The sequence below is a fragment of the Leclercia sp. 29361 genome (assembly GCF_011290365.1).
In the GTDB taxonomy this organism is placed as follows: Bacteria; Pseudomonadota; Gammaproteobacteria; order Enterobacterales; family Enterobacteriaceae; genus Enterobacter; species Enterobacter tamurae.
The window spans coordinates 376,479-401,554 of sequence record NZ_CP049786.1; the positions used below are offsets into that span (position 1 = coordinate 376,479).

Sequence of the window (25,076 nt, forward strand, 5' to 3'; positions counted from 1 at the left end):
TAATGAAAGCAGAGTATGAAATGAACCATCGTATTAATAAACTCCAGGTGCTGGTGATGGCGGTGGTATTGGCCGGTTGTACTATGGCGCCGGACTACGAACGGCCTTCTGCACCAACGAGCTCGAGCTATCCTTCGGGAGCGGCTTATGCTCAGGGCACGGTTTCACGGGTTCAGACTGCCGTGGCTGATATCGGTTGGCACGATTTTTATCGTGATCCGTTGTTGCAGCAATTACTTGAGGTCGCGTTGGCAAACAACCGCGATCTGCGCAAGTCGGTGCTGGATGTTGAGGCCGCGCGGGCCCAGTACCGGATCCGTCGTGCCGATATGTTGCCAACACTGAATGTGGATGCGGGCTCTGCTATGCAGCGTCTGCCCGCAGATGTCAGCCCGAGTGGTTCAACTCAGATAACGCGGAGTTATGACGTTAATGGTGCAGTGTCAGCCTGGGAACTGGATTTGTGGGGACGGGTTCGTAGCCTCAGCGATCGGGCGCTGGCAACTTACCTGGCGTTGGATGAAACACGGATTGCGGCAAGGCTGAGCCTGCTCGCTGAGGTGACAAACGCTTATCTGACGTTGCGTGCGGATCAGGAGTTGCTGCAACTGGCTCACGATACGCTGACCACGCAAAAGAGGACTTACGCATTGACCCAGGCGCTGTTTGATGCGGGTAATGCAACGCAAATCGATTTGCGGCGTGCAGATATTGCGTTGCGTACTGCGGAAGTCAGTCAGGCGGCTTATACGAGGGTGGCGGCGCAGGATCGCAATGCACTGGTTCTGCTTTTAGGGCAGCCATTGACGGCCGAACTCTCGGCCAGCCTGGATAAAGCGAATACCTTGCCCGATGACATCATCCCTTCAGCGTTGCCGGCGGGCTTGCCGGCCGAATTGATGGTGCGTCGTCCGGATGTCCGTGCGGCAGAGCAGCAACTGCGTGCAGCTAATGCCAATATCGGGGCCGCTCGCGCGGCATTCTTCCCGGCAATCAGTTTGACAGGATCGGCTGGTACGGCCAGTTCGAGTCTGGACGGGTTGTTCGATCCGGGGTCAGCGGCCTGGAGTTTTGTTCCGCAAATCTCGTTGCCTATTTTCCGGGGGGGCGCGCTGCGCGCCAATCTGGACCTGGCCCAGGTACAAAAGCGCATCGAAATTGCGAATTACGAGAAGGCGATTCAAGTTGCTTTCCGCGAGGTGGCTGATGGCCTGGCGGGCAGACAAACCCTGGATGATCAATTCCGTTCAGAACAATTGTTGGTGCAGGCCAGCCAGGCTAACTATGAATTGGCCTCACAGCGCTTCCGGGCCGGTATTGACGATAATCTGGCGGAGCTTGACGCACAACGAGCTCTGTTCAGTGCGCAACAAACTCTGGTTCAAACCCGACTGGCGCGAATGAGCAATTTGGTCAATTTGTATAAAGCGCTAGGGGGCGGATGGACAGAAAGCTCTCCGGCTAAGCCATAACTCTCCGGGCAGGTTAACGCCACTGTCTGGCGATAAGGTCGGCAATACGTGGGTGGAGGGATAAAACCGCCCGCGTATTGCATTGTCGTAGGGATAAGGGGTTACGGCGCGGCAACCACTTCTTTTACTGCGAGGACTGCTACGTCTTCGTCTTGTTGCCCGACAGCCGGCAGAAAGCACAACTGAACGGTTTACTTGAAATACTTTGGGGCAGTATATATCCCCACCTCAGGTGAAACGCTTAGTCAGAGAATATAAGCACGAAAATTTTTGGCGATAGGGCTTGACCTTACAACGGTGGCAAGTTCTATCATTGAAGTTACTACAACTAAATAGGATATATATATGCAATTACATCTAGAAAATATGACATGCGGCGGATGTGCCCGGACAGTGACTAAAGTGATTCAAAATATTGATCCTGAAGCAAGTATCATAACTGATCCACCGACTCGTAAGATCGAAGTGAAAACTTCTTTATCTACTGAACAAGTTGCTAATGCTTTACGTGAGGCAGGTTTTCCTCCGAGAGAGTAGTTAACTAAAAATGGTTACCTCCCCGCTGTGGTAACCATTTTTTATCATGTATCCTTACGGTTAGAAGTATTTCTGTTATTATTATGCACCATGGTGGGGTGTTTAGATGTCTTGAGTTGTAGTTTTGATTTAATATGTCTATTACTTAACTCACTAATTTTTTCTCTATGTTAAATGTATTGTGTTCAATATTTATGTGTGATTTACTAAATCATCGGTTTTTTCTTTTAAGGCCTCATTAATGTATCATGTGACGTCAAGTATTTGTGGAGGGGGTATTTGGTTTTTTTTAAATATATTAAGAACAGGGTGGTATGCCAAATTTATCATCATAAAAAGTAAGAAGAGCGAAGTATACGTAAACCAAACGCTGTAAGTTTAAGCATGCCATTTTTGTTCCATGCACTTCTTGATAGCTCCGGGTTTTCAGTCATCAGCCGATACCTCTTCCTGTATCAGGTTATTCAGAGATTCATGAGGCCGCTCGTTATTGTATTACCTCAGCCAGCATAATGTAATTCTCCCGTACCTCATTCTGAGTTCTAAATAGATTAAAATCCAGTATTTATGTCCGATAGCGGCGGTTAAACAGCTCTGCTTTGCATTAGTAACCCGCGTCCCCGGTGGGCATTGATACGATATGCTTCCTGCGGAGAATGCACCGACTGGTATTTCTGTGCCGGCCTTAGAACTTTTGCTTCAGCATCTCCTGAAGCATCTCCTTGTCCACACTCAGGCCAGCCACCTGTTTCTTCAGTCGCTGATTTTCATCCTCCTGCTGCCGCATGTGATTCAGTTCTGAATGAGAAATATCGCCTTATTCCTTACGGTATGTAATGGGATTGTCAGGGCATCGTACAATAGCGTGTTCGACAGCGTGATGAACTACTGTCCAGAAGAGCTTGACCGTACGCTCGATATAATTCTCGATAGCGTGGAGGCTCATATAAAGGTCTATGTGTCGGTCAAGAATCTTGATGCCAGTATGGTGGTAAAAGTACTCAATGAAGTAATGTCAGAAAATATTATTGCCATCTAAAAATCAAAGAGACTGATATATCAGTCTTAAAATAATAGTCAGTTAGAGACTCAACGGACGGAACAAATTAGCTGGCAGTGCGTACTATATCCATACTATTATGGGATGACGATATTCAATTTATGTCAAACTTTTCAAGTCTTCACTCGTCAATTCTGGTCACGCAGGGATTCGGCCCATTCAACATGTGATGTCGTGGTTTTTCTGATATTTTCGTGGTCATTGTTTATGGGGGCAGAAGAACCACGGCGGGAATATAGTCCGTGCAGTCTTATTTAATATGCTAAGGTTTTCTTTCGCTATACATGGTTTTATACTACCGAGAATATAGATAAAGGATTTGGAAAGGTAATGAATTTTAATGCTGTCCTCATATGCTATTATCCTGCGCTTATAATCCACCCCACTGAAAGTGTAATAGTACATGTTCCTGCTCGTAATCTTCCGGTGATATATCACTCAGGGCTTGAGGCCATTTCCAAGCCAATAGATGACTCGCAAAACATCATCTGATATCAACATTCAAATATATGTTTCTGATAGTCCACTTTTCGGAGACTCTGCCAGTTCCAGGCGCGTCAGAATGTCCAGTTGATACCAGCAAAACCGCTGATATTGTCTCGCGCTGACACAACAGGACTGTCACTGGTTTTATCCGCAAGCCAGGCATATGAAGCGCCCAGTAGGGTGCCCCAGTGTTCATTAAACTGATGCTGCCAGCTCAGGGTGGTCTGCGTAGCGTAAAATCCTGCGCTACGGTTGTATTCCCGAAAACCGGTTGTGCGGCTCTGGGCAGCATTAACGCCGTACCAGGTATTAATGTACCGGGCATCACCAAAAAGTGCCGCGCCCTGCAAGGCAACCGTATCTGTGTCGTTCTGCCAGGGCACGAGCGTCAGCGAGGCCTGGTACTGTACCCCCTGTGAATCCGTCAGCGGCAGAGTTGCACGGATTTCCGGGGTAAACCAGCTGTTCACCTGCCAGCCAACAGCAACCTGCGTGTTCAGTGCACCACGGATGTTTCCCATTCCTTTCAGTTTGTCAGAACCATCGCGCCACGATGAATTTTGATCGGCACGGCCAAAACTGTATCCGAACGCATTTTCAAAATAGAGCCCATTATCCGTCTGCAGGTCATAACCGATACCTTTTGTTGAGCCGAAGAAAAACGCGCCTTTACGGGCCTGCAGGGAAGGCATCACTGTCCAGTGCTGCTTATCCGCGCCACTGTAGCGGGGGGCGTTTTCTCCTATTATCCCCACCGTCACTCCATCCTGATTGCCGCTGTCGGCAATAGCGGACCCGCAGGTCGCTGCCAGCAGGATCATAGTACACCCTGTTACAGACGAACACGTTGCCATCATATATCCCTCGTTTTATGTTTATGCATTACGGTAAGCTGTAACCGCCCGGCAAACCGCAGTGGATTATGACGATGCTTTATCAAGACTCAGCGTGGAAACCATCAAGAAACCATCAAGGCAGAATGAATGAACACAAAACGTATTCTGATTATCGAGGACGACCGGGATGCGGCGAATGTTCTCGAAGCCTATCTTCGCCGTGAAAACTTCGGGGTCATACTGGCCCATGATGGAAAAGCAGGACTTGAAGCCGCCCTTACCCAGCATCCTGCACTTATTCTGCTTGATATCATGCTGCCGGGTATGACCGGAACAGAAATACTCAGCCGGCTGCGCCGCGAATCCGATGTTCCCGTGATAATGGTCACCGCAATGGGCGAGGCTCCGGACCGTATCGGGGCCTTACGCTTCGGTGCGGATGATTATGTCGTCAAACCTTATCATCCGGGTGAGGTCGTGGCCCGGGTGCAGGCGGTGTTACGGCGTGGGGCGGCAGCGCATACTGACGCTGAAAATTATCGCCGGGTGGGGGCCGTTGAACTCAACCGGGACACCATGTCAGTCGCTATTATTCACGGTGAAAACCGGGTGCACCTTGAGCTGACCCCCACCGAGTTTTCACTGCTGGACATGATGATGACCCGCCCCCGGAGCGTCTGTTCCCGTCAGACCCTGCTTGAACACTGTCTGCCGGAGAGTGATGCCCTGGAGAGGGTGGTTGATACACACATCTATAACCTGCGCCGCAAACTGGAAAAAGCGGGGGTCAGCGGTGTGCTGACCAGCGTGAGAGGGGTCGGTTACCGGTATTTGCAGCCATGAATAAAAGAGAGTCCCGTTCATTATGGCGCTGGATTTGCGTCAGGGTGTTGTCGCTGGCGGCCGGCAGTGTCGTGCTTATCGCCCTGTGCATGTGGCTGCGTTTTGCCCTGCTGGATGCCTGGGTACAGAATCGGATGCCGGAGCCGGTACGACAGGAATTTCTGCATCTGCGGGAAAATCCCGATCTTAACCGCATCCGTTACCATGAAATTATTGATGACTGGTACGGACTGCAGTTCTCAGACCCGTCCATTGCGTCAACAGACTGGCTGACGCTGGGAGGGCTGGTCCTGTTTGTGACGCCGCTGATAATTATGCTCGGTTTGCTGGCCGCCCGACCTCTCGCCCGGCAGTTCGGTCTGCTGACGCGGGCCTCCGCAGCGATAGCGCAGGGGCGTTTTACCACTCGCTCAAAACTGGATGCAAGTGCGCCCTCTGAATTGATGTTGTTTACGCAGAACTTCAATACCATGGCCGAAAGACTTGAACGTTATGACCGGGAATTACGGGCATCTCATGTTGCGGCCGCGCATGAACTGCGCTCTCCACTGACGGCCGCGGTGGGCCGTCTGCAGGGAATGATGGACGGCGTATTCCCGCCTGATAAGGCGCAGATGAATATGGTGATGAACCAGCTGCAGAGCCTCAGCCGTCTGATTGATGATTTGCACCTGCTCTCACTGGCTGATGCAGGGCAACTCACGCTGAATAAACAACGCTTCTCACCCGCCGGATTACTGCAGGAAAAGATTGCCTGGCTACGGCCACAGGCTACCGCCGGGCATTTCGGTTACGACACGGATATCCCTCCGGGAGAATGTTGTGCGGACCCGCTGCGAATCGGACAGGTCTTTACCATTTTAATGGAGAACGCTCTGCGTTACGCGACGGAAGGCGGGAAGCAAACGATACAGGGGTACGTTCAGTCAGGCTACTGGACGTTCTCCTTCCGGGATTACGGCGCGGGCGTCGAACCGGATTTTCTGCCGGTGATGTTTGACCGGTTTACCCGTTCTGATGTTTCCCGTTCCCGTCATTCAGGAGGCAGTGGACTGGGTCTGTCGATTGCCAGAGCCATTTGTGAGTCTCACGGCGGAACGCTGACCGCCAGTATCCCGCAAGAGGGGAACGGACTCCTGTTTCAGGTGAAACTGCCCGTATGAGTTTTCTTTTTCACTTTTCTTGACCAAATCTTGATGGTTCGTCGAACGTATCTGGACACACCTGCGGTTTACTCATGGCAGCATTTTTTCCGGAGGCTGCCATGCCATCATATTCATTCATCCCCCTGATAGCATCTTTGCCTTTCTGGCGACGGGGCTCAGCCCTGGTTTTCGCCCTCGCCCTGCAACTGACCGGCTGTGATAATGAGCCGGTATCCCGCCATGTCCCACCAAGACCGGTGATGACCACGGAGGTATCTGCCGGCAATCATGGTGGGCAGACGCTTATGACCGGTGAAATATTGCCCCATGAAGAGACGATTATCGGCTTCCGTACCGATGGCCGGATGGTGAAACGACTCACGGATGTGGGGCAGTCAGTGGTTGCCGGGCAGGTACTGGCTGAACTGGATGATACCGATTTGTGTAATCAGTACCGCAGTGCTCAGGCGGTAGTACAGGAAGCCGGGGCAAGCGTCAGGCTTGCTGAGATAAACCTGCGACGCATGACGCTGCTTGCCCCGCAGGGTGCGGTTGCCCGGGTTCAGCTTGACGAGGCCCGCACAAACCGCGACACGGCAACAGCAAAACTGCAGAGCGCTCAGGCCGACCTGAGCAGTGCAACGGACCGTCTGGGGTATGCGCGACTGGTCTCACCGGTTACCGGGGTGGTCACCACCGTCAGCGCCGGTCCGGGACAGGTAGTGACCACCGGACAGGAAATCCTGCGGGTGGCGCAGTCAGGGGCCCGTGATGCGGTCTTCAGCGTACCGGGGGCTCTGGCTGACACCCTGAAACAGCAGCAGACACTCACCCTGCGTATGGCGGATAACCCGTCGGTGTCGGTAACCGGAACGCTGCGTGACATCAGCCCGCAGGCAGATACACAGACCCGGACCTGGCGGGTACGCTATGACCTTGAGAATGCACCCGCAGTAATGGCTATGGGGGCGACGGTCACCGGGTCATTACCAATGGGCGGCAGTGATGTGTTTCAGGTACCGGCATCTGCCCTGACGAGGAAAGAACAGAAGCCGGCAGTGTTCGTGGTGGACACCGACAAAAATCGCCTGCGCCTGACACCCGTTGACATTGCGGCCTATATGACCGATTCGGTGCTCATCCGAAAAGGGCTGACAGCTGGTGAACAGGTGGTCACTGCCGGGGTCAGTCAGTTACGTGACGGGGAAAACGTGCTGACGGAGGACCAAAAATGAAAAATGTTATGCACGCTTCCGTCGGTTTTAATCTTTCTGCCTGGGCACTGGCCCACCGACAACTGGTGGCTTTTCTGATGCTGATGATCACGGTGACAGGCGTCATGAGCTTTCTGAATCTGCCGCGCAGCGAAGATCCGGCGTTTACCATTAAGACCGCCGTGGTGTCGGCACAGTGGCCGGGCGCAACGGTAAAAGATACCGTCAGTTTCGTCACCGACACGCTGGAGAAGAAGCTCCAGGAAATCCCACATCTGGATTATATCGAGAGTTACACGCGTCCGGGCTCGTCGGTGATTTTTGTGAACCTGCGTGATGACACACCGCCGTCAGAGGTTGCGGGTATCTGGTATAGCGTGCGGAAAAAGATGGACGACATCCGGGCATCCCTGCCGGACGGCACCACCACCCCGGCCGTGGATGATGAATTCGATGATACATACGGCACAATTTATGGCTTCACGTCGGACGGCTTCACTCCCCGGCAGTTACGCGATACCGTCGATGATATCCGGGCATCTCTGCTGGCTGTTCCGGGAACAGGGAAAGTTACGCCGCTGGGTGACAGCGAACAACAGGTGGTGATTGCTTTTGATCCACTGAAACTGTCGGGAATGGGACTCGATCTTCAGCAGGTGACGGCGGCTCTGCAGGCACAGAATGCCGTCACGCCCGCCGGACGTATCCGGACATCACAGGAAAATATGTCGGTGGAAGTCAGTGGCGCCTTCACATCCGTGGACAGCCTGCGGCAAATTGTGCTGCATACCGGAAACCGTTTTATCCCCCTCACCGATTTGGCCACGGTCACACTGCAGCAGGCAGATCCGCCCTCACCGGAGTTTAGGGTTAACGGTAAACCGGCACTCGGGCTGGCGATTTCGATGGCTCGCGGTGGAAATATTATTGATTTTGGTCGGGCGCTGAACGCGACGATGGACAGGATCCGCACGCATCTTCCTTACGGGATCAGTGTGGAGAAGGTGGCAGACCAGTCGGCCGTAGTCAGTGACGCGGTGGGAGGATTCGTCCAGGTGCTGGTTGAGGCCGTTATTATTGTGCTGGCCGTTTCTTTTTTTTCGCTGGGCAGCCGGGCAGGTCTGGTGGTCGCTGTGGCCATTCCGCTGGTGCTGGCCATGACATTTACCGGGATGGAATTGGCCGGGATAGGGCTGCAGCGAATCTCCCTCGGTGCCCTGATTATTGCACTGGGACTGCTGGTTGATGATGCCATGATCACCGTAGAAGCCATGGTGTCGCGGCTTGAGGCTGGCGATGCCCTGAGTGTGGCCGCCACGCAGGTATTTCGTACCACCGCGTTCCCGATGCTGACGGGAACACTGGTGATGATTGCCGGATTTATACCGGTGGGATTTGCGGAATCGAGCGCAGGAGAATACTGCTACTCCCTGTTTGTGGTGGTACTGACAGCGCTGCTGAGCTCATGGCTGGTTGCGGTTCTTTTCTCGCCGCTTACCGGCGTCTGGTTACTGCCGGAACAGCATTCACATCAGTCACATAAGCACAGTTTCTTTCACCGTCATTATACCCGCCTGCTCGACCGGGTGATGCAGCACCGGCGCAAGACACTCGGTTGTGCCCTGGCGATACTGATATTGTCCGGGGGCGGGGCCCTTCTGATGCAGGGTGAGTTTTTCCCGGCGTCCGATCGCCCGGAGCTACTGGTGAGCCTGACTCTACCGCAGAATGTCAGCCAGGCACAGACACACCACGACGTCCTGAAGTTTGAAGCGAAATTGCGCGATAATCCTGATATTGACCATTACTCAAGCTACATCGGTTCCGGCGCTGTACGTTTTTATCTGCCGATGGATGTTCTGCTGCAGAAAGAGAACATTGCCCAGCTGGTCGTAGTGGCGAAAAATGAAGCGGCGAGAAACCGGCTGCAGAAACAGCTTGAGCAGATCCTGTCGAAAGATTTCAGTACGCTCACAACCCGGGTATCCACACTGGAGTTGGGCCCCCCGGTAGGCTGGCCGATCAGATATCGGGTATCCGGGCCGGATAATACCCGTGTACGTGAACTGGCCACGCAACTGGCAGGGATGATTGCCCGCAATCCCGATACTCGGGGTGTCAATCTGACGTCCGGTGAACCGGAGCGGGTCATCCGTCTGCGGGTGGATCAGACGCAGGCGCGTGCCACCGGCATGACGTCTCAGTCACTGGCAGGAACGCTTGCCACGCTGTTCTCCGGAACCACCGTGACCACCCTGCGCGACCGTAACCGCCAGATTGATGTGGTGCTGCGGGGAAATGAAGCCTCACGACAAAACCCGGCGTTACTGAATGCTCTGATGCTGACATCATCGACCGGGAATAAAGTTCCCCTGGGACAGGTCGCCACGCCAGAATGGACGCTCGATGACCCGGTTATCTGGCGCCGGCAGCGGCTGCCGTTTATCACGGCCCAGTCGGATACCGCGCCCGGGGTGCGTGCAGAAAGGCTATCATCGGCACTGTCTCCTGTCGTTGCCGGTTTCCGGGAGAGTCTGCCGCCGGGTTACGGCGTGGAGGAAGGCGGGGTGGTTGTGGAGTCGGACAAAGGGAACAGTTCAGTGTATGCGGTATTGCCTGTCACGCTGATGGTGATGCTGTTACTGCTGATGATCCAGTTACAGCGTTTTTCCTCGATGTTGCTGGCCCTGCTGATGGCACCCTTTGGTCTGCCGGGGATTGTTATGGCTATGTTGCCTTTTGGCATACCGATGGGCTTTGTAGCGCTGCTGGGGATCATTGCACTGGCCGGGATGATCATCCGTAATGCCGTCATTCTTATTAGCGAAGTGGATGTGGGGATGAAAAATGGTTTCACTGCGGATGAGGCGATCAAAGTCGCCGCGCTGCACCGTTCACGCCCCATCATGCTGACCGCTTCGGCGGCCATTCTCGGGATGCTGCCGATTGCCCGGGATGTTTTCTGGGGACCGATGGCATTTGCCATTATTGGTGGGCTGCTTTCAGCCACACTGGCAACGCTGACACTACTGCCGGCAGCAATAAGTCTAATCTTTCACTGGAAACCGTATCCCTGACGAGTCCTGCCGTATCATCGCCTATGCTTCGACTAATGATTGCAACCCGCGGATATGGGGATGACCGTCGCTGCCGGTTGCGACTGCTAGGATCATGGCGCCGGACGCCGCCATGACCTGCTGGATCGTGGTGAACTCAGGAGGGGATTCGGCGTGTGAGACAGCGACTATCTGTGACCTCCGAATGAGGTGAATGGATGGTTCGTCGTTGTCTGAGCGCGCACTGGTTCAGTCGTCTTTCCCAGAACCACTTCAAGTACCAGCGCAATTTCGAGCATCCAGGGGATGGGACCCAGCAGACGTTTGAGGATAGCACGCACCTGGTCCGGAGGCTGTTCACGCACTTCGTTATAGCCACATTGACCCAGCCGGGTCTGCACCTCGGCCTCGGAAAGTCCCTTCACGATATTCTCAGGGAGCATCTCCATACACCCTTCTCCGGAAATACCTGACCCGGCAGGTCAGGTATGTTGTTATGGCGATAAAATGAAAATCTGCCGGAGACATGGCGCGGTTAAGTGTATGGCGCATATGCTTTTACAGCAGTGTCATCACAAAGAAACCAGTGGCAGTCATCAGAAGCGAGCCAGTTACGTGCGTCAGTACGGAAATGACAGCCCATGCATAATTGCCATTCTGAAGTAACACCACCACCTCAGCAGAAAAGGTGGAAAAGGTTGTCATACCGCCACATATGCCGGTGGTAATAAAAAACTTCCAGGCGGGATCAAGGTGAGGCTGCCGGACAAAAAAGGCCAGTGCCATACCGATGATAAATCCGCCAACCAGATTAACCACCAGGGTACCAGGTGGAAGATTGGGGAAAAGTGCATTGAGACGCATGGACAGTATCCAGCGGATCACACAGCCGATCGATCCAGCGGATCACACAGCCGATCGATCCGCCTATCACCACCGCGAATAATGATTTGTACATACCACCTCGCTGAAATCAGGGCACCATCAGACCGTCATTCAAGGGAATAACGTGCGGTGATGGCCCGTTTTTCATTCATTTCATACAGTACGGGGATTCCCGTCAGGACATGCAGATCGGGAACCTTATTTTCATCAATCTGCTCAATAAACATGGTCAGCGCACGCAGTGTATTAGCATGACTGACCAGCAACATGGTTTCGCCACTGGCGACGCGCAGGACAATGACGTGGTGCCAGTAAGGCAACAACCTTCGTTGCGTTATTTCCAGACTTTCTCCCCCCAGCAAATCCGTCAGGGACACATGACGATAACGTGCCTCACGATGAAGTGAAGCAGGTGCTTCCGGCAACGGAAGGGAGATACCACGATAGCTCCTCCGCCAGTGATAAACGATTTTCTGGCCAATCTGTTGAGTGGCTTCATCTTTGTTCATTCCCTGAAGCGCACCGTAATGACGTTCATTTAACCGCCATGATTTGTCCACCGGTAACCACAATTGATTCAGCGCTTCCATTATCAGCCAGAGCGAATGAATTGCCCGGTTCAGAACGGATGTGCAGGCTCCATCTATGATTGTAGTGGCACACTGATCCCGGACCGTTTTATCAGGTTTGCTGCGCGCCGGGTTTCCTCCACTCCTTTCAGCATCAGCGGGACATTTTCCCATCCGGTAAAACGATTTTGCGATTCAACTAACTTTCGCCATGGCGGAGTAAAATAATTTTCCCCATAACAACTACCTGTCTGTCACCCACAACTGAACCGGAAGGACCTGAACCCGTTGAGTTGTTTGTACTGATTACCCGGATTTACCTGGACTCCGGTCAAGGAGGTGATGCATCAGAAGATGGGCACCGCTACCGATGAACAGCGCGATTACAACGGCACTGGTATCATCCGGCAGTATATTAAAAAAGGCATCAGCGATCAGGAAAACCAGACAGTTTGCCTGGATCCCCGTTGCTGTTGACAGTATGAGTATTTTTCCGTTCACAGAACCACCCTACCCCTTCCCGTATCTGAGCATACGGGAAGGGTGACGGAATCAGCGTTTTTTGAAGGCGGCTTTACCGGCGAAGATGGCGGCATCACCTAATTCATCTTCAATACGCATCAGTTGATTGTATTTCTCAATGCGCTCCCCACGGCTGGGTGCACCGGTTTTCAGGTGACCAGCCCGCAGGCCGACGGTCATATCTGCAATGAAGCTGTCCACGGTTTCCCCGCTCCGGTGCGAAATAAAGGTTCCCCAGTTGTTATCCTGACACAACTGGACGGCTTCGATGGTTTCACTCAGGGTGCCTATCTGGTTCAGTTTGATCAATGCGGCATTGGCCAGGTTTTCATCGATACCTCGCTGGATATATTTCACATTGGTCACAAAGATATCATCGCCAACCAGCTCAACTTTATCGCCGAGCGCGCGGTGCAGGAGCTGCCAGCCGGCCCAGTCGTCTTCCGCAAGGCCATCTTCAATCAGGACTATCGGGAAATCCTTCACCAGTTGCTCATAGTAGCGGGTCATTTCGTCGGCGCTGAGCCGGGTATTTTCGGTACGCAGGGTATATTTCCCATCGACGTAGAATTCACTGGAGGCCGGATCCATGCAAATAACGATATCTTCGCCTGGGCGGTATCCCGCCTTGCTAATTGCCTCCACGATAAGCTCCAGCGGCTGACGGTTTGAGGAAACGGCCGGTGCAAAACCGCCTTCATCGCCCACGCCGGCGGATAAACCTTTTTCCAGCAGGACCTGACGCAGGGCCTGGTAGACCTCACTGCCCCAGCGAATAGCTTCGCGTACGGAAGAGGCTCCCCATGGTGCAATCATAAACTCCTGAAAATCAGCGCCCTGCCAGCGGGCATGAACTCCGCCGTTAATGATATTCATACAGGGAACCGGCAGCAGATTCGCGCCGACGCCACCCAGATAGCGGTAGAGCGGGGTAGAGGATAGTTGTGCCGCCAGGCGGGATACTGCCAGCGATACGCCAAGGATCGCATTAGCACCCAGCCGGCCTTTGTTTTCTGTGCCATCAAGGGCAATCAGACAGTTGTCGATTTCTTTCTGGCGGCGTACATCGTAGCCCTGCAGGGCATCGTTAATTTCGGTATTGACGCACCGGACCGCATCCTGAACACCTTTACCGCCAAAACGTGTCTTGTCATCATCGCGATGCTCGATGGCTTCACGGGAGCCGGTGCTGGCACCGGAAGGAACGGAGGCACGGGCCATACTGCCCCCTACAGAAGTCACTTCAACCTCTACGGTCGGGTTACCGCGGGAATCCAGAATTTCTCTTGCGATGATACATTCAATTTCAAAGCTCATAAGTTTGACCTTCTTTTAAGGGGCTGGAATATGTTTAATCAGAACATCAACAGAAAGGTGATTGATGAATTCGAAAGAAAAGGAGGAAAAAACCCTGAACAGGCGGTTTTCATGCCCCAGCATGACCAGATCGATATCTTCATGCTGAACAACGGCCTCAACGTCCCGGAAACGATGGATGCTGACGATGGACCTGACGTTGATATCAATACTGCTGGACTCCACCAGACGGCTAAGCATTGCCTTTGCATCAATAACTTCGCGGGACTGACGGTCTTTGGTTAATGAGTCACTGGTATAATCCAGTTCCCTATAGTCAGCACTGAGATGCCCGACAGTAATACGGGTGCCCATCTCTTTTGCCAGACGTTCTGCCTGCTCAAGCAACAGCAGACCATCGGTTTCATTCTGTACAAGTAACAAGGCATGCCGGTAAATTTGCATAAATCACCTCTTATAAGAAGCGAAGCGGTTGGTCAGCCAGGGGAGGATTTCTTTTTTCCGGCTTGTCATGCCGGGCAGCGATACCTGGCGGGAGCCTGTCAGGCTGCTGTCTGAAAAAAGCAAAACGGAGTTCCGGCTGGTAATGTCTGTCACCATCAGGATCACCATGTCCAGCACGCTGTCCTTGCAGGTTTTATCCATTTCCTGCAGTAGCTCAGGCAACAGGGGAGTAATATCAGCCATGTCGCGGACCTCAATTTGTGACAACAACAGCGGCACATCATGGATCCGGTAATTTTTGGCGTCACGATTGAGTAAAACCGACGCGGATTGCCCGGTTATATCTGTTTTGGCTCGCAGCAGCCCTGTCACAAACTGGTCATAATCGATACCGGCGATTTCCCGCAAAACAGCCACGGATTCCTGATCCTGAGTGGTGGTGGTGGGACCCGTCAGCGCAACGGTATCACTGAGGATCGCCCCCATCAGCAACACAGCCTGAGCGGCAGTCAGCGGCATCGGAATGTCATGCATGAGAATTGAGAGAATTACTGTTCCGCAGCATCCTACCGCCCGCACCCAGACATCCGGTGGATTGCGGGTAACAAGGGTACCAATACGATGATGGTCAATGATGCCGATGACGTTGCTGTCCATCAGCGAAGACGGTCCCTGCTCTGCATCCGTAAAATCAACCAGCCATACGGTTTTATCTGTCAGATCGACGGTGAGTAAATCGGGTTGTGAAACACCCGCAGCGTTGAGGATATAACGGGTTTCCGGGGTGATATCCCCCAGGCGCCAGGGCGTTGCGGGACGACCGGTGTAATTAAGCCAGTCAGCCACAACCAGCGCGCTGCAAATAGCATCGCTGTCAGGATTTCGATGACCGAAGACATAAATCGGATTATCTCTTTGAAAAGAGAGAGATTCTGCGGTAAGCGGTAATGTGGTTTTATTTTGCATAGCGATACCTGACATACATGCCTATAAGAGGACAACTTCATCTGTATATCAGGCGCCATCATCCGGTGTTGAAAAACCGGCGGTTGGGAAAGGTGGAGCACCATCACCTTGTAAATCAATCTTATATGGGCCTTTGCATTAAATCAATATTTATTGTTGGCCCTCGGTTTCGTACACACAAGTACATCCTGTCCCGCCAAAAACGTTTACGATAGTGCGCCAAATGAAGCAATTTATACCTTCTTAATTATATTGGTGATGAAGATTATCGCCGCCGCATCCTGACCCAACTTAACCGGGGAGAAAGCCGACATGCTGTAGCCAGAGCGATTTGCCACGGACAAAAAGGTGAAATAAGGAAACGCTATCAGGATGGGCAGGAGGATCAGTTGGGTGCGCACGGACTGGTGACCAATGCAGTCGTTCTCTGGAATAGCATCTATATGCAGGCAGCATTGGATCATTTACGTAATGAAGGTGAAACCATAAATGAAGAGGATGAAGCCAGACTTTCGCCACTGAAGCACGCGATATCAATATGCTGGGGCATTACACGTTCACACTTGCTGAGCAGGTAACAAAAGGCCAGCTACGGCCACTGAAGCAAGCGGAAGAAACGGATGAATGGACTCTGTGACGATCATATTGTCTCAGGGCTTGATGATCATCTGTTCACAAAACGTACTTAGCGTCCGTTTTCGTACGGTTGGGCTTCAGACCCCTAGTCTAGTCTGGGAGACATAAAACTATGTCAGAAACCTTTATGATTAATCATAAGAAAGTCCCGCTTAAGTCACTGCAATACAACAGTAAAGCGAATCAGCTGGAAGTGATGCGCAACTGGTTTTATGAACACTACGAAGACCTAGTGAATGCCTATCCTTATAACTCCCGGGAAGGTGGATATGCGTATATTTATGGCGGTCCTTATGACGCGGATGAAGAGCATCAGGCGAACTTTGGCGGATTCGTTAAGGACGATTACATCAAGGACTTAGTAGGCGAACTCCAGGCGGATTGCTTTGAATTGTCGGGAAATTCAAATAACACCGACTAGTACGATGATGATTTGTACAATGCGGTCACCCTTTATCAGACAATCTTGTCTGACGCTCCGGACACAAATATGCTGGTTTTATCTGTTCAGAACACTGAACTATGTTCGGGAAATCACAGAGTCAGGCTAACGGAATAGAATAGTGAGCGGCGTCTTAACCCCTTAAATCGTAAAAGCACCGGTTGCTAGCTGATGATGAATGGTTCTCTGTTTTAACCAAGCATCGGTATTGAGAATGGATCACAAAAACTGAAAGTATCAAAGAGGGCGTGGAGCTAAAATATTTGCACGGATAAAAAACTATACTTAACTATTAGTATTATATTAAAAAAATGCGGACTCTTTATCAGCAGTCCGCTAAAGTCTATTCAAGGAAAAACATGTGATATATCAAATAATAAAAATTAGTATATGGTGGCAGATTTTATCAAGGTATATATTCCTATAGATACCCTAAAATGATTATCTATTAATCCCCTAATTTAGCGGTCATGTGCACTCGATCACCAGTATACGCAGAGAGAATTTTGTATGACGTTTGTGCTTCTTTTGCTTTAGCAGCAATTTTTGCTTCTGCACTGTCAAGAGTGGAAGCAGTTACGCTGACAGTCTGCGCCATAACAGAGAATGAGACAACAGAGAGAAGACCAGTTGCTGCGAGAAGTTTGATATTTTTCATAGTGATAATCCTAATAATGTTAATGTTCATCATAAGAGCATACTGCTCGTTTCCTGTTGATGACCATTAAAAACCCTGTAACTACTATAGGGTCAATACTTTTTATTGTATTTTTTGCATGCGGTTTTCTTTTTATAAAACAGTTAGATACAAAATTACTTCCTTTTATTCCGACGGTTTCTCTGTTTCGATAATTTTCTTTGAACTCGTTCTTTCTTTAAGGGAGAGAGGTAGTCAATAATGAGTTTTCCTGTTAGATGATCCATTTCATGCTGGATACAGATAGCAAGAAGTCCATCCGCGTGAATTTCCTGGGTTTTCCCATATTTATCCATGTATTTGATCTTCACTACCTCTGAACGCTCAATATCGCAGTAAATACCCGGCAACGAAAGACAGCCTTCTGTTCCTTTAGAAATATTGTCGCTAGCCCAAACTATTTCAGGATTGATGATTACCATTGGCTGATCGCGCGTCTCAGACACGTCAATCACGACGACGCGCTCATGGGTATTTACTTGGGTAGCAGCAAGACCAATCCCGTTTGCATCATACATTGTTGCTAACATATTTTGAGCAAGAAAATGAACCTGCTCATCTATACATAGAACCGTCTTTGCTTCGGTACGTAATCGAGGGTCGGGAAACTGAAGGATAGGTAATATACTCATAGGAAAATCCCAATAAGCGAATGGACTAGGCCGCCATTGTCAGCATTAAGCTGACTATGGATTTAAGGTTGGTAGGTTGTGCTACCTAATTGGGGAGGTTTTCGCCACATTCTTTAGTGATTCTGTCATTGTGAATTCAGGGGACCATAGTTTAGCAAGTTGCTGTACTGTCATATTAGCTGAAAGGACATAGGTAGCCGCACCAATAACATCACCTGCAGATTCCCCTACCATATGAATGCCGAGTATCTTCCCTGTTTCACTATTCGAGATCAGTCTTACCAAACCATCAGTATGACGACTCACAATTGCACGCAATACAAACGCGACAGGCAGTTCTCGGACTTCATATGGAATTCCTTCTTCCTCAGCTTGTAATGCAGTCAAACCTACAGAAGCTAGCTCCGGAGAAGTGAAAGTTACACGAGGAAGGACATTATAATCCAGAGAATCTAGCTTATCACCAAGAGCATTACTCGCTGCTAATTTACCTTGCTCAACTGCAACATAAACAAATTGAGCACCGCCTGTAACATCACCAGCAGCCCAGACTCGTGAATTTGACGTTTTAAGATTCTCGTCCACAATCACCTGCCCACGTGGACCAGTCGAGATATTAACAGCATTAAGATTAAGATTTTCGGTAAATGGGCGGCGCCCGGTTGCGATCATAATCTTCTCAGCAGAAAGAATATAAGTGCTCTCACCAATCTTGACTGTGCAGCTAACTAAATCTCCCATTGCTTTTACTTGTGTGATATTTGCACCAGTTAAAAATTCAATACCTTGATTATTGAGTGATTTCGCCAAGACAGCAGATATTTCATGATCTTCGAAAGGAGCTATTCTGGTGGCAACCTCAATAACTTTGACTTTTGACCCTAAACGAGAGAACAACTGAGCTTGCTCAAGGCCAATAGCATTCCCACCAATAACCAGTAAAGATTCAGGAACTTTAGTAAGCGACATAGCCGTGGAAGACGTCAGATAATCTACGTCCTTCAACCCTGGAATTTCAGGAATGAACGGACTCGCCCCGCTTGCAATGACTACGTTCTTTGCATGTACTTGAGTGATGCCATCAATTCCATGAACATTTAAACTCACATATTCCTGATTCTGAGATAACGTAAAAGCGGCAGCCCCTCGAAACACATCAATACCGGCTTCAGAAGGTCCCTGTACATGATAGGTCTCTCGAAATTGGCCAATCATCTGATCTTTATCCCAAACCAACAATGCCAGGTCAACAGGAGCAGCCGAGGTATCAATGCCAGAAAATTTCTTTTGAAGCGCAGAAAAACGAATTGCAGCCGCCGCCAATAAGGTTTTGGACGGGATACAGCCAACATTCAGACACGTGCCTCCCGCAACCCCCTGCTCAATCATTGCTACTGATTTATCTAATCTGCGTGCTTCATTAGCCGCTGCCCTTGCAGCAGAGCCTGAGCCAATAGTCACTAAGTCATAGATTTTATGAAACATTTCATGCGGAGCACGGGGAGTACTTTTCATGTAAAAACCTCTTAATTAAGTACCGGCAAAGTAAAGGAGACCGATCTGTCTCCCTCATCTAAGAGTAGACAAGTCAGTCTACTGATGTCAATATTCAATCCGTACAACAACCAGGTCTTAGCTTCTATGGACAAGAAAGAACTATTAATCTCAACTGCTTTTAAACTTTTTTATCAATATGGAGTTCATGCTGTTGGTATAAACCAGGTATTGACTGAATCGGGTGTAGCGAAGAAGACGCTTTATACCTATTTTTCAAGCAAAGAAGAGCTTATTGCGGCTACCATTGACTATTGCAACCAACAATATTTCGCATCTTTAAACTCTCGTTTATCTCAAGTAGAGGATGGTTACCCATCTATTAGCGAGCTTTTCAATACACTCGATGATTCTATAAATAGCAGAGACATCACATCGTCATCTTTTCATGGTTGTTATTTTATCAATGTCAGTGCTGAATTTAGCGATCCCACTCATCTGATACATCAAAGGTGTGCTCGTAATAAAATAGAAATGGATGTATTAATCAGGCACCATGTGTCGAAGGTTATTTCCTCCGAAAAATTTGTGTTCGAAATATCAGAATCCGTTTCAATGCTCTTTGAAGGAGCTATTATTCGTGCTCACATACTCAGAGATTTACAAGCAGCGGTTAAAGCAAGAACAGCAGTCGAACAGATTATAAAATCAAAGCTGAGCTAGCTGAAACGATAATTTTAGAAACTCCAAAAACAGCCTTACTTAAAAAATAACCTCCGTAGTTCTGATAAATACAAATATTTCAATTTAATGATTTCCTTTGTAATTATTGATATATAGGAAAGACTCTAACATCGAGAAGTTAAAAAAGGGCTCCAACAACAGGCAGCCCTAAAACATCACTCAAGATAAAGGAAGGTAATATGCTTGTATAAATCGGCACATTATATTTGAATCACAATGGATAAATAAAAACATTGCTATTTCAAGCAGTTACATCGCTACTCTCCTAGAATAGCGGTCATGTGAACTCTATTGCCAGTAGAAGCAGAAAGAATTTTGTATGACGTTTGTGCTTCTTTTGCTTTAGCAGCAATTTTTGCTTCTGCACTGTCAAGAGTGGAAGCAGTTACGCTGACAGTCTGCGCCATACCAGAGAATGAGACAACAGAGAGAAGACCAGCTGCTGCGAGAAGTTTGATATTTTTCATAGTGATAATCCTAATAAAGTTAATGTTCATCATAAGAGCATATTGCTCGTTTCCTGTTGATGACCATTAAAAACCCTGTAACTACTATAGGGTCAACACTTTTTATTGTATTTATTTGTATAGCGCAGACTGTCTTGAACATCCACTTATCGAGAAATTTTTCTTAGACAAGAAAATTCACATATGATCAATAAGATATAGCGATTTTTTTATCGTTTTACACTGAAGATATTTTTTCTTATCCCATTTATATAGGTTTCAAAATATGTCTTTACAGGTAGTTGGAGGCTGAAACTCACGCATTCCCATCCCCTTCCCTTCAAACAACTCTAGCTTGACTCTGAATCAAAAGAATAAATACCTAGATCTTAAATCACGTGACATGAAATGCCCAAGCTGCCTAAATAAACCATATAACAATCATTGTTATTCAATAATAATGTCTTTTTTTGTTTATCCATTGTCTGTTTTTGTTTATCTAATTTTAAATATACATGAAATAATAATAACATTATCATATATTGGAAAGAGTTTTAAATGGCAGATATGGTTGTATTCGGAATGTCATTTCCATACATATTCAGGATAATGATTCAAGGCTATCTTTTTTATGTTGTATGCATGGTATTTGTGAAGCACTCTAAATTTTGGCACGATGTATTGACCTGCTCCCCGTTGATTAGTACACCCCGATGTTAGTAATGTCTTCATAAGCCACATGAGGACATCCCCATGAAGAAGCGTTTTTCCGACGAACAGATCATCAGTATTCTCCGCGAAGCCGAAGCTGGGGTACCCGCCCGTGAACTCTGCCGCAAGCATGCCATTTCCGATGCCACGTTTTACATCTGGCGTAAGAAGTATGGCGGTATGGAGGTGCCTGAAGTTAAGCGCCTGAAGTCGCTTGAGGAAGAGAACGCCAGACTCAAGAAGCTGCTTGCCGAAGCCATGCTGGATAAAGAGGCGCTTCAGGTGGCTCTTGGGCGAAAGTACTGACGACAGACCAGAAGCGGGAAGCCGTGATGTTGATGTGTGATGCGACCGGTCTGTCGCAACGTCGTGCCTGCAGGCTTACAGGTTTATCCCTGTCGACCTGCCGCTATGAGGCTCACCGTCCGGCTGCTGATGCGCATTTATCAGGGCGCATCACTGAGCTGGCACTGGAGCGCAGGCGTTTTGGCTACCGTCGTATTTGGCAGTTGCTGCGCCGTGAAGGGCTTCATGTTAATCATAAGCGCGTGTACCGGCTTTATCACCTCAGTGGCCTGGGCGTAAAACGCAGAAGACGTCGTAAAGGGCTGGCAACAGAACGTCTGCCGCTGCTCCGTCCGGCGGCGCCCAATCTGACCTGGTCGATGGATTTCGTCATGGACGCACTTTCCACCGGTCGCAGGATCAAGTGTCTTACCTGCGTCGATGATTTCACAAAGGAATGCCTGACGGTCACTGTTGCCTTTGGGATTTCAGGCGTTCAGGTCACGCGTATTCTGGACAGCATTGCACTGTTTCGAGGCTATCCGGCGACGATAAGAACTGACCAGGGGCCGGAGTTCACTTGCCGTGCACTGGATCAATGGGCCTTTGAGCATGGTGTTGAGTTGCGCTTAATCCAGCCGGGCAAGCCAACGCAGAACGGATTTATTGAGAGCTTTAACGGACGATTTCGCGATGAATGTTTGAATGAGCACTGGTTCAGCGATATCGTTCATGCCAGGAAAATTATTAATGACTGGCGGCAGGATTATAACGAATGCCGCCCGCACTCCACGCTGAATTATCAGACACCGTCTGAATTTGCAGCGGGCTGGAGAAAGGGTCATTCTGAGAATGAAGATTCCGACGTTACTAACTGAGTGTTGTATCTAATCGTGGGGGCAGGTCAATTGTCTCATGAAGTGCCTGCCACAACCGTTCGACATGATTGACCCACGGCGAGTAAACCGGCTGGTAAATGACCCTGAACTTTGGGTTTGCTTTCAGCCAGCGCAACGTTTCACGGCTTTTGTGGATGATGTAGTTATCGACAATGAGCGTAATCGTTTTTGCCCGCCGGTATGTCGCTTTAAGATGCTTTAACAGACTGATAAATAAGGCTGAGCTTTTGCTGTTACCGCCCACGTAGCTGACTTTTCCCGTACCGCTGTGCAGCGCACCGGCAAGATAGTACTTTTCATTCTGGCCCGGTGTGACAACGCGTTTTTGCTGCCCGCGTAACTGCCAGTCAGCTCCGATTTTCGGGTTGAGATGAATATCCACTTCATCTTCGTAAAACACTGGGTTTTCCGCACTGCATTTCGCCAGTGCCTCATGGAGAGCGACCATTTTTTCTTCTTTGTGTGGGTCACGGATACGCAGTGTCGGCGCAGCTCTCCGCCATACCAGCCCGGCAGATGGCAACCAACGACGCACCGTTCCGGCATGTAGCCGGCATCCGGTTATCTCGTTGATTTTTATTGCCAGTAACTCCGTACTCCAGCGTGAACATTGATAACCAAAATCACCGGGAGAGTGTTTTATCAGTTCACGTAACAATGTGCAGATATGCTCAAAGGGCCAGCGGCGGGAACGCCCGACGGGTAATGATTTCAGACCTTCAGTACCCGATTGGGTAAACCAGTTAATCCATCGCCCTACAGATGAACGGGCGCAGCAGAGTGTTCTGGCGACATCACTGACACGGTCTCCCCGGTGCAACATCAGCATGGCGGTCAGTCTGCGGGCATAATTTTTAACGCACGTTTTATGGATGGTTTTCTGCATCAGGTGTCGTTCGCTGCGGGGAATGGGTGCTATGATCGGCATTGCTCAGTCCGGTTGGTGATTTTTTTGATTTGGCGATTGATCAGATCGCACAATCCGGGCTGAGTTCCCTCAAAGTGATCTACTATTCGGCGCAGCTATTTAGATTATCCGTGGCTAATCAATAATCTTGCAAAGCAAGGTTTTTCCTTCGGGAGGTGGCCTGCTCACTTCGCTTTATCTGGTAGTAGCGAACCATAATGTATTTATTGCATACAAGGGAAGGGGGCCGGTTTCATTGTTAAAAGTTTATTATTAAGGTTTTAATAAATTAATGATGAAACAACTCACCAAAGTAATGAAAAACTAAGGTGAGTTGGAATTACAGAAGCTCTACTTATCAAAATTTATTCGGGTTATTCTTCAGCTATGTGAAATACCATGTCCTGAAGAACATGACTTACATGGTGATCCATTATGCTATAAAATATGTACTTACCCTTTCTCTCTCCGCGAACAAGCCTTGCACTTCGTAACAACCTCAGATGATGACTGACCAGAGATTGTGATAACTGGAGCGACTCAGCAATGTCGCCTACAGAGACCGAACCACGCATACAGTAAAGCAGGATTCGTAGTCTTGACTGGTCCCCCAGTAGATGGAAAATCTCGGAAAGTTGCCCAATGTCGTTTTGCGAGAGCATTGATAGATCTGGCTCCGCGACATGATCTGTCGCGGAACAGTCTTGTATGTTGCCGCAATCTGATGTGCTGGACATTATGATTCTCCCTCCTAAATTGATAGTGCATCACCAGAGGCCTGATTAATGTTTGTGGCCTGGACTAGAATGGTTATGCTTTTTTCCGTGTTCGTGTTCGTGTTCGTGTTCGTGTTCGTGTTCGTGTTCGTTACGCAGTTTTGTCGGTGAAAGGCTGCATGTATTATCGTTTTGATCGTAATTCCAGTCGATTCCCACAGTTGCATGTTCTATTTTGAACTGCTCATAAAGTTCTTGTTTTACAAGCTTCACAACGTCTTTTACGTCCACATCTTCCTTGGCTCTTACTTCCAGTGTTGCCATCGTCCGACCTGAGGTTATTTGCCAGACATGAATATGACTTACGGCTGCTAAGCCCTTAACAGAACTGATTAGTCTCTGTTCCACCTTGTCTGGGGAGGCATCTTCAGGCGCTCCTTCTAACAGGATGTGCAGCGATTTTGCTAATAATTTCCAGGCACTACGTAAAACCAGTGCTGCGACAAGAACGGAAAGTATTGGGTCAATCGGTGTCCAGCCCGTATAGTAAATGACAATAGCGGCGACAATAGCGCCAACAGAACCCAATAGATCACCCATCACATGTAAAATAGCACCTTTGACATTAACATGATCGGTCTCACCACGGGTCATGATCCATAATACCAATATGTTGACCAACAATCCTGCAATGGCAACGATCAGCATTGGGCCTGCCAGTATAATTGGTGGAGCTTGTAACCTTTCCCATGCCTCATATGCAATCCACGCCACAATAGCGAAGAGTGTCAGGGCATTAAAGAATCCCGCGATGACTTCAAATCGCAAATATCCAAAGGTTCGTTTGCTATCAGCAGCTCGACGGCCAAAACGGAATGCCGCATAAGCCAGCGCCAAAGCTACTGCATCTGTAAGCATGTGGCCTGCATCTGCCAGCAATGCTAATGAGCCAGAAAGTATCCCTCCAACAGCTTCGACCACCATAAATGTGAATATCATGAGGAAGGAGATAAGGACTTTACGCTCGTTTGCACTGGTTACTGCTGGAGTATGGTCATGCTCGTGATCATGTGATTGTGACATAGGGCCTCAAGCGGTTGGTTATACATGATGCC

At 49.4% G+C, this 25,076-nt stretch carries 22 protein-coding genes, 3 pseudogenes and 1 riboswitch; of the genes and pseudogenes, 11 read left to right on the plus strand and 14 right to left on the minus strand.

The genetic code is table 11. The features are described from left to right. Positions 1 to 2 precede the first annotated feature (2 nt). Positions 3 to 1,472 carry an efflux transporter outer membrane subunit gene (locus G7090_RS01795; RefSeq protein ID WP_023336642.1) on the plus strand — a complete coding sequence of 490 codons (1,470 nt, stop codon included), beginning with the start codon at positions 3 to 5 and terminating at the stop codon, positions 1,470 to 1,472. 345 nt (positions 1,473 to 1,817) lie between these two features. Next, complete coding sequence (locus tag G7090_RS01800; RefSeq protein ID WP_016154448.1) at positions 1,818 to 2,009, plus strand: heavy-metal-associated domain-containing protein; 192 nt, start codon at positions 1,818 to 1,820, stop codon at positions 2,007 to 2,009. A 1,617-nt stretch (positions 2,010 to 3,626) separates the two neighbouring features. On the opposite strand, the gene G7090_RS01805 is transcribed toward G7090_RS01800, so the two are convergent. Next, positions 3,627 to 4,376 carry a MipA/OmpV family protein gene (locus G7090_RS01805; protein ID WP_058660965.1) on the minus strand — a complete coding sequence of 250 codons (750 nt, stop codon included), beginning with the start codon at positions 4,374 to 4,376 and terminating at the stop codon, positions 3,627 to 3,629. A gap of 162 nt (positions 4,377 to 4,538) precedes the next feature. On the opposite strand from G7090_RS01805, the gene G7090_RS01810 reads away from it, so the two are divergent. The 4 genes from G7090_RS01810 to G7090_RS01825 all read left to right on the plus strand — a co-directional run bounded on the left by G7090_RS01810 (position 4,539) and on the right by G7090_RS01825 (position 10,670). Beyond that, entirely contained in the window at positions 4,539 to 5,234 is a 696-nt protein-coding gene (locus tag G7090_RS01810; protein ID WP_166181356.1) for a response regulator, read from the plus strand. After that, complete coding sequence (locus G7090_RS01815) at positions 5,231 to 6,397, plus strand: cell wall metabolism sensor histidine kinase WalK (protein WP_023336647.1); 1,167 nt, start codon at positions 5,231 to 5,233, stop codon at positions 6,395 to 6,397. The genes G7090_RS01810 and G7090_RS01815 overlap by 4 nt, the downstream gene beginning before the upstream one ends. Positions 6,398 to 6,498: 101 nt before the next feature. Beyond that, positions 6,499 to 7,614, plus strand: coding sequence for an efflux RND transporter periplasmic adaptor subunit (locus G7090_RS01820; protein ID WP_023336648.1), 1,116 nt, complete (start codon positions 6,499 to 6,501; stop codon positions 7,612 to 7,614). Then, positions 7,611 to 10,670, plus strand: coding sequence for an efflux RND transporter permease subunit (locus tag G7090_RS01825; protein ID WP_023336649.1), 3,060 nt, complete (start codon positions 7,611 to 7,613; stop codon positions 10,668 to 10,670). Before G7090_RS01820 ends, G7090_RS01825 begins: the two co-directional genes overlap by 4 nt. Positions 10,671 to 10,837: 167 nt before the next feature. Here G7090_RS01825 and G7090_RS01830 read toward each other — a convergent pair whose 3' ends face one another. The 3 genes from G7090_RS01830 to G7090_RS01840 form a co-directional block, all read right to left on the minus strand. After that, positions 10,838 to 11,098, minus strand: coding sequence for a cation-transporting P-type ATPase (locus G7090_RS01830; protein WP_016154443.1), 261 nt, complete (start codon positions 11,096 to 11,098; stop codon positions 10,838 to 10,840). Between the two features lie 109 nt (positions 11,099 to 11,207). Then, positions 11,208 to 11,513 carry a fluoride efflux transporter CrcB gene (gene crcB, locus G7090_RS01835; protein ID WP_009652450.1) on the minus strand — a complete coding sequence of 102 codons (306 nt, stop codon included), beginning with the start codon at positions 11,511 to 11,513 and terminating at the stop codon, positions 11,208 to 11,210. 128 nt (positions 11,514 to 11,641) lie between these two features. Then, complete coding sequence (locus G7090_RS01840) at positions 11,642 to 12,277, minus strand: 2,3-bisphosphoglycerate-dependent phosphoglycerate mutase (protein WP_224788374.1); 636 nt, start codon at positions 12,275 to 12,277, stop codon at positions 11,642 to 11,644. 168 nt (positions 12,278 to 12,445) lie between these two features. Between G7090_RS01840 and G7090_RS23870 the strand changes: the two genes are divergently transcribed. Continuing rightward, positions 12,446 to 12,580, plus strand: coding sequence for a hypothetical protein (locus G7090_RS23870; protein ID WP_023336651.1), 135 nt, complete (start codon positions 12,446 to 12,448; stop codon positions 12,578 to 12,580). 75 nt (positions 12,581 to 12,655) lie between these two features. Here G7090_RS23870 and eno read toward each other — a convergent pair whose 3' ends face one another. From eno to G7090_RS01855, 3 genes are read right to left on the minus strand one after another with little or no spacing between them, the layout of a single operon-like run. After that, positions 12,656 to 13,942: a phosphopyruvate hydratase gene (eno, locus tag G7090_RS01845; protein ID WP_023336652.1), complete on the minus strand. Its 1,287-nt coding sequence runs from the start codon at positions 13,940 to 13,942 to the stop codon at positions 12,656 to 12,658. 15 nt (positions 13,943 to 13,957) lie between these two features. Further along, positions 13,958 to 14,386, minus strand: coding sequence for a universal stress protein (locus tag G7090_RS01850; RefSeq protein ID WP_023336653.1), 429 nt, complete (start codon positions 14,384 to 14,386; stop codon positions 13,958 to 13,960). A gap of 3 nt (positions 14,387 to 14,389) precedes the next feature. Then, positions 14,390 to 15,352, minus strand: a complete 963-nt coding sequence (locus tag G7090_RS01855; protein ID WP_009652407.1) for a DHHA2 domain-containing protein — start codon at positions 15,350 to 15,352, stop codon at positions 14,390 to 14,392. 42 nt (positions 15,353 to 15,394) lie between these two features. Next, a riboswitch (Fluoride riboswitch) is annotated at positions 15,395 to 15,469 on the minus strand. Between the two features lie 116 nt (positions 15,470 to 15,585). On the opposite strand from G7090_RS01855, the pseudogene G7090_RS01860 reads away from it, so the two are divergent. Both G7090_RS01860 and G7090_RS01865 read left to right on the plus strand, forming a co-directional pair. Next, positions 15,586 to 15,989 (plus strand): annotated as a pseudogene (locus tag G7090_RS01860) (Tn3 family transposase); the annotation flags it as partial. 111 nt (positions 15,990 to 16,100) lie between these two features. After that, a pseudogene (locus tag G7090_RS01865) lies at positions 16,101 to 16,406 on the plus strand (hypothetical protein); the annotation flags it as partial. A 472-nt stretch (positions 16,407 to 16,878) separates the two neighbouring features. Here the strand turns inward: G7090_RS01865 and G7090_RS01870 are convergent. From G7090_RS01870 to G7090_RS01880, 3 genes are all read right to left on the minus strand, one after another. Continuing rightward, complete coding sequence (locus G7090_RS01870; protein ID WP_023336656.1) at positions 16,879 to 17,088, minus strand: YdgH/BhsA/McbA-like domain containing protein; 210 nt, start codon at positions 17,086 to 17,088, stop codon at positions 16,879 to 16,881. A gap of 155 nt (positions 17,089 to 17,243) precedes the next feature. Further along, the gene (def, locus tag G7090_RS01875; protein ID WP_023336657.1) at positions 17,244 to 17,759 is read right to left on the minus strand and encodes a peptide deformylase; all 516 of its coding nucleotides are present in this window, start codon (positions 17,757 to 17,759) and stop codon (positions 17,244 to 17,246) included. 81 nt (positions 17,760 to 17,840) lie between these two features. Then, entirely contained in the window at positions 17,841 to 19,274 is a 1,434-nt protein-coding gene (locus tag G7090_RS01880) for an NAD(P)/FAD-dependent oxidoreductase (RefSeq protein ID WP_023336658.1), read from the minus strand. A gap of 126 nt (positions 19,275 to 19,400) precedes the next feature. Between G7090_RS01880 and G7090_RS01885 the strand changes: the two genes are divergently transcribed. Beyond that, a complete protein-coding gene (locus G7090_RS01885) occupies positions 19,401 to 19,976 on the plus strand; it encodes a TetR/AcrR family transcriptional regulator (protein WP_023336659.1) in 576 nt (191 codons plus the stop codon). Between the two features lie 278 nt (positions 19,977 to 20,254). Here G7090_RS01885 and G7090_RS01890 read toward each other — a convergent pair whose 3' ends face one another. Then, on the minus strand, positions 20,255 to 20,464 hold the full coding sequence (locus tag G7090_RS01890; protein ID WP_032645162.1) for a YdgH/BhsA/McbA-like domain containing protein: 210 nt from the start codon (positions 20,462 to 20,464) through the stop codon (positions 20,255 to 20,257). 732 nt (positions 20,465 to 21,196) lie between these two features. Between G7090_RS01890 and G7090_RS01895 the strand changes: the two genes are divergently transcribed. Then, positions 21,197 to 22,317, plus strand: a protein-coding gene (locus tag G7090_RS01895; protein WP_096147877.1) for an IS3-like element ISSen4 family transposase whose coding sequence is annotated in 2 segments (ribosomal slippage) — positions 21,197 to 21,455 and positions 21,455 to 22,317 — 1,122 coding nt in all. Because the reading frame shifts where the segments join, the coding sequence is not laid out codon by codon here. Positions 22,318 to 22,345: 28 nt separating this feature from the next. Here the strand turns inward: G7090_RS01895 and G7090_RS01900 are convergent. The 3 genes and pseudogenes from G7090_RS01900 to G7090_RS01910 form a co-directional block, all read right to left on the minus strand. Then, a pseudogene (locus G7090_RS01900) lies at positions 22,346 to 23,266 on the minus strand (IS630 family transposase); the annotation flags it as partial. A gap of 353 nt (positions 23,267 to 23,619) precedes the next feature. After that, a complete protein-coding gene (locus G7090_RS01905; RefSeq protein WP_016154435.1) occupies positions 23,620 to 23,982 on the minus strand; it encodes a helix-turn-helix transcriptional regulator in 363 nt (120 codons plus the stop codon). A 45-nt stretch (positions 23,983 to 24,027) separates the two neighbouring features. After that, on the minus strand, positions 24,028 to 25,044 hold the full coding sequence (locus G7090_RS01910; protein ID WP_023336662.1) for a cation diffusion facilitator family transporter: 1,017 nt from the start codon (positions 25,042 to 25,044) through the stop codon (positions 24,028 to 24,030). Between the last annotated feature and the right edge of the window lie 32 nt (positions 25,045 to 25,076).

What these genes read in the sequence shown, in the direction of transcription:
- G7090_RS01855 (WP_009652407.1), bottom strand. Translation starts at nt 15,352, where the DNA reads ATGCAAAATAAAACCACATTACCGCTTACCGCAGAATCTCTCTCTTTT.
- G7090_RS01880 (WP_023336658.1), bottom strand. Translation starts at nt 19,274, where the DNA reads ATGAAAAGTACTCCCCGTGCTCCGCATGAAATGTTTCATAAAATCTAT.
- G7090_RS01815 (WP_023336647.1), top strand. Translation starts at nt 5,231, where the DNA reads ATGAATAAAAGAGAGTCCCGTTCATTATGGCGCTGGATTTGCGTCAGG.
- G7090_RS23870 (WP_023336651.1), top strand. Translation starts at nt 12,446, where the DNA reads ATGCATCAGAAGATGGGCACCGCTACCGATGAACAGCGCGATTACAAC.
- G7090_RS01825 (WP_023336649.1), top strand. Translation starts at nt 7,611, where the DNA reads ATGAAAAATGTTATGCACGCTTCCGTCGGTTTTAATCTTTCTGCCTGG.
- G7090_RS01795 (WP_023336642.1), top strand. Translation starts at nt 3, where the DNA reads ATGAAAGCAGAGTATGAAATGAACCATCGTATTAATAAACTCCAGGTG.
- G7090_RS01910 (WP_023336662.1), bottom strand. Translation starts at nt 25,044, where the DNA reads ATGTCACAATCACATGATCACGAGCATGACCATACTCCAGCAGTAACC.
- G7090_RS01810 (WP_166181356.1), top strand. Translation starts at nt 4,539, where the DNA reads ATGAACACAAAACGTATTCTGATTATCGAGGACGACCGGGATGCGGCG.
- G7090_RS01870 (WP_023336656.1), bottom strand. Translation starts at nt 17,088, where the DNA reads ATGAAAAATATCAAACTTCTCGCAGCAACTGGTCTTCTCTCTGTTGTC.
- G7090_RS01850 (WP_023336653.1), bottom strand. Translation starts at nt 14,386, where the DNA reads ATGCAAATTTACCGGCATGCCTTGTTACTTGTACAGAATGAAACCGAT.
- G7090_RS01800 (WP_016154448.1), top strand. Translation starts at nt 1,818, where the DNA reads ATGCAATTACATCTAGAAAATATGACATGCGGCGGATGTGCCCGGACA.
- G7090_RS01805 (WP_058660965.1), bottom strand. Translation starts at nt 4,376, where the DNA reads ATGATCCTGCTGGCAGCGACCTGCGGGTCCGCTATTGCCGACAGCGGC.
- def (WP_023336657.1), bottom strand. Translation starts at nt 17,759, where the DNA reads ATGAGTATATTACCTATCCTTCAGTTTCCCGACCCTCGATTACGTACC.
- G7090_RS01885 (WP_023336659.1), top strand. Translation starts at nt 19,401, where the DNA reads ATGGACAAGAAAGAACTATTAATCTCAACTGCTTTTAAACTTTTTTAT.
- G7090_RS01820 (WP_023336648.1), top strand. Translation starts at nt 6,499, where the DNA reads ATGCCATCATATTCATTCATCCCCCTGATAGCATCTTTGCCTTTCTGG.
- G7090_RS01905 (WP_016154435.1), bottom strand. Translation starts at nt 23,982, where the DNA reads ATGTCCAGCACATCAGATTGCGGCAACATACAAGACTGTTCCGCGACA.
- eno (WP_023336652.1), bottom strand. Translation starts at nt 13,942, where the DNA reads ATGAGCTTTGAAATTGAATGTATCATCGCAAGAGAAATTCTGGATTCC.
- G7090_RS01890 (WP_032645162.1), bottom strand. Translation starts at nt 20,464, where the DNA reads ATGAAAAATATCAAACTTCTCGCAGCAGCTGGTCTTCTCTCTGTTGTC.
- crcB (WP_009652450.1), bottom strand. Translation starts at nt 11,513, where the DNA reads ATGCGTCTCAATGCACTTTTCCCCAATCTTCCACCTGGTACCCTGGTG.
- G7090_RS01830 (WP_016154443.1), bottom strand. Translation starts at nt 11,098, where the DNA reads ATGGAGATGCTCCCTGAGAATATCGTGAAGGGACTTTCCGAGGCCGAG.
- G7090_RS01840 (WP_224788374.1), bottom strand. Translation starts at nt 12,277, where the DNA reads ATGGGAAAATGTCCCGCTGATGCTGAAAGGAGTGGAGGAAACCCGGCG.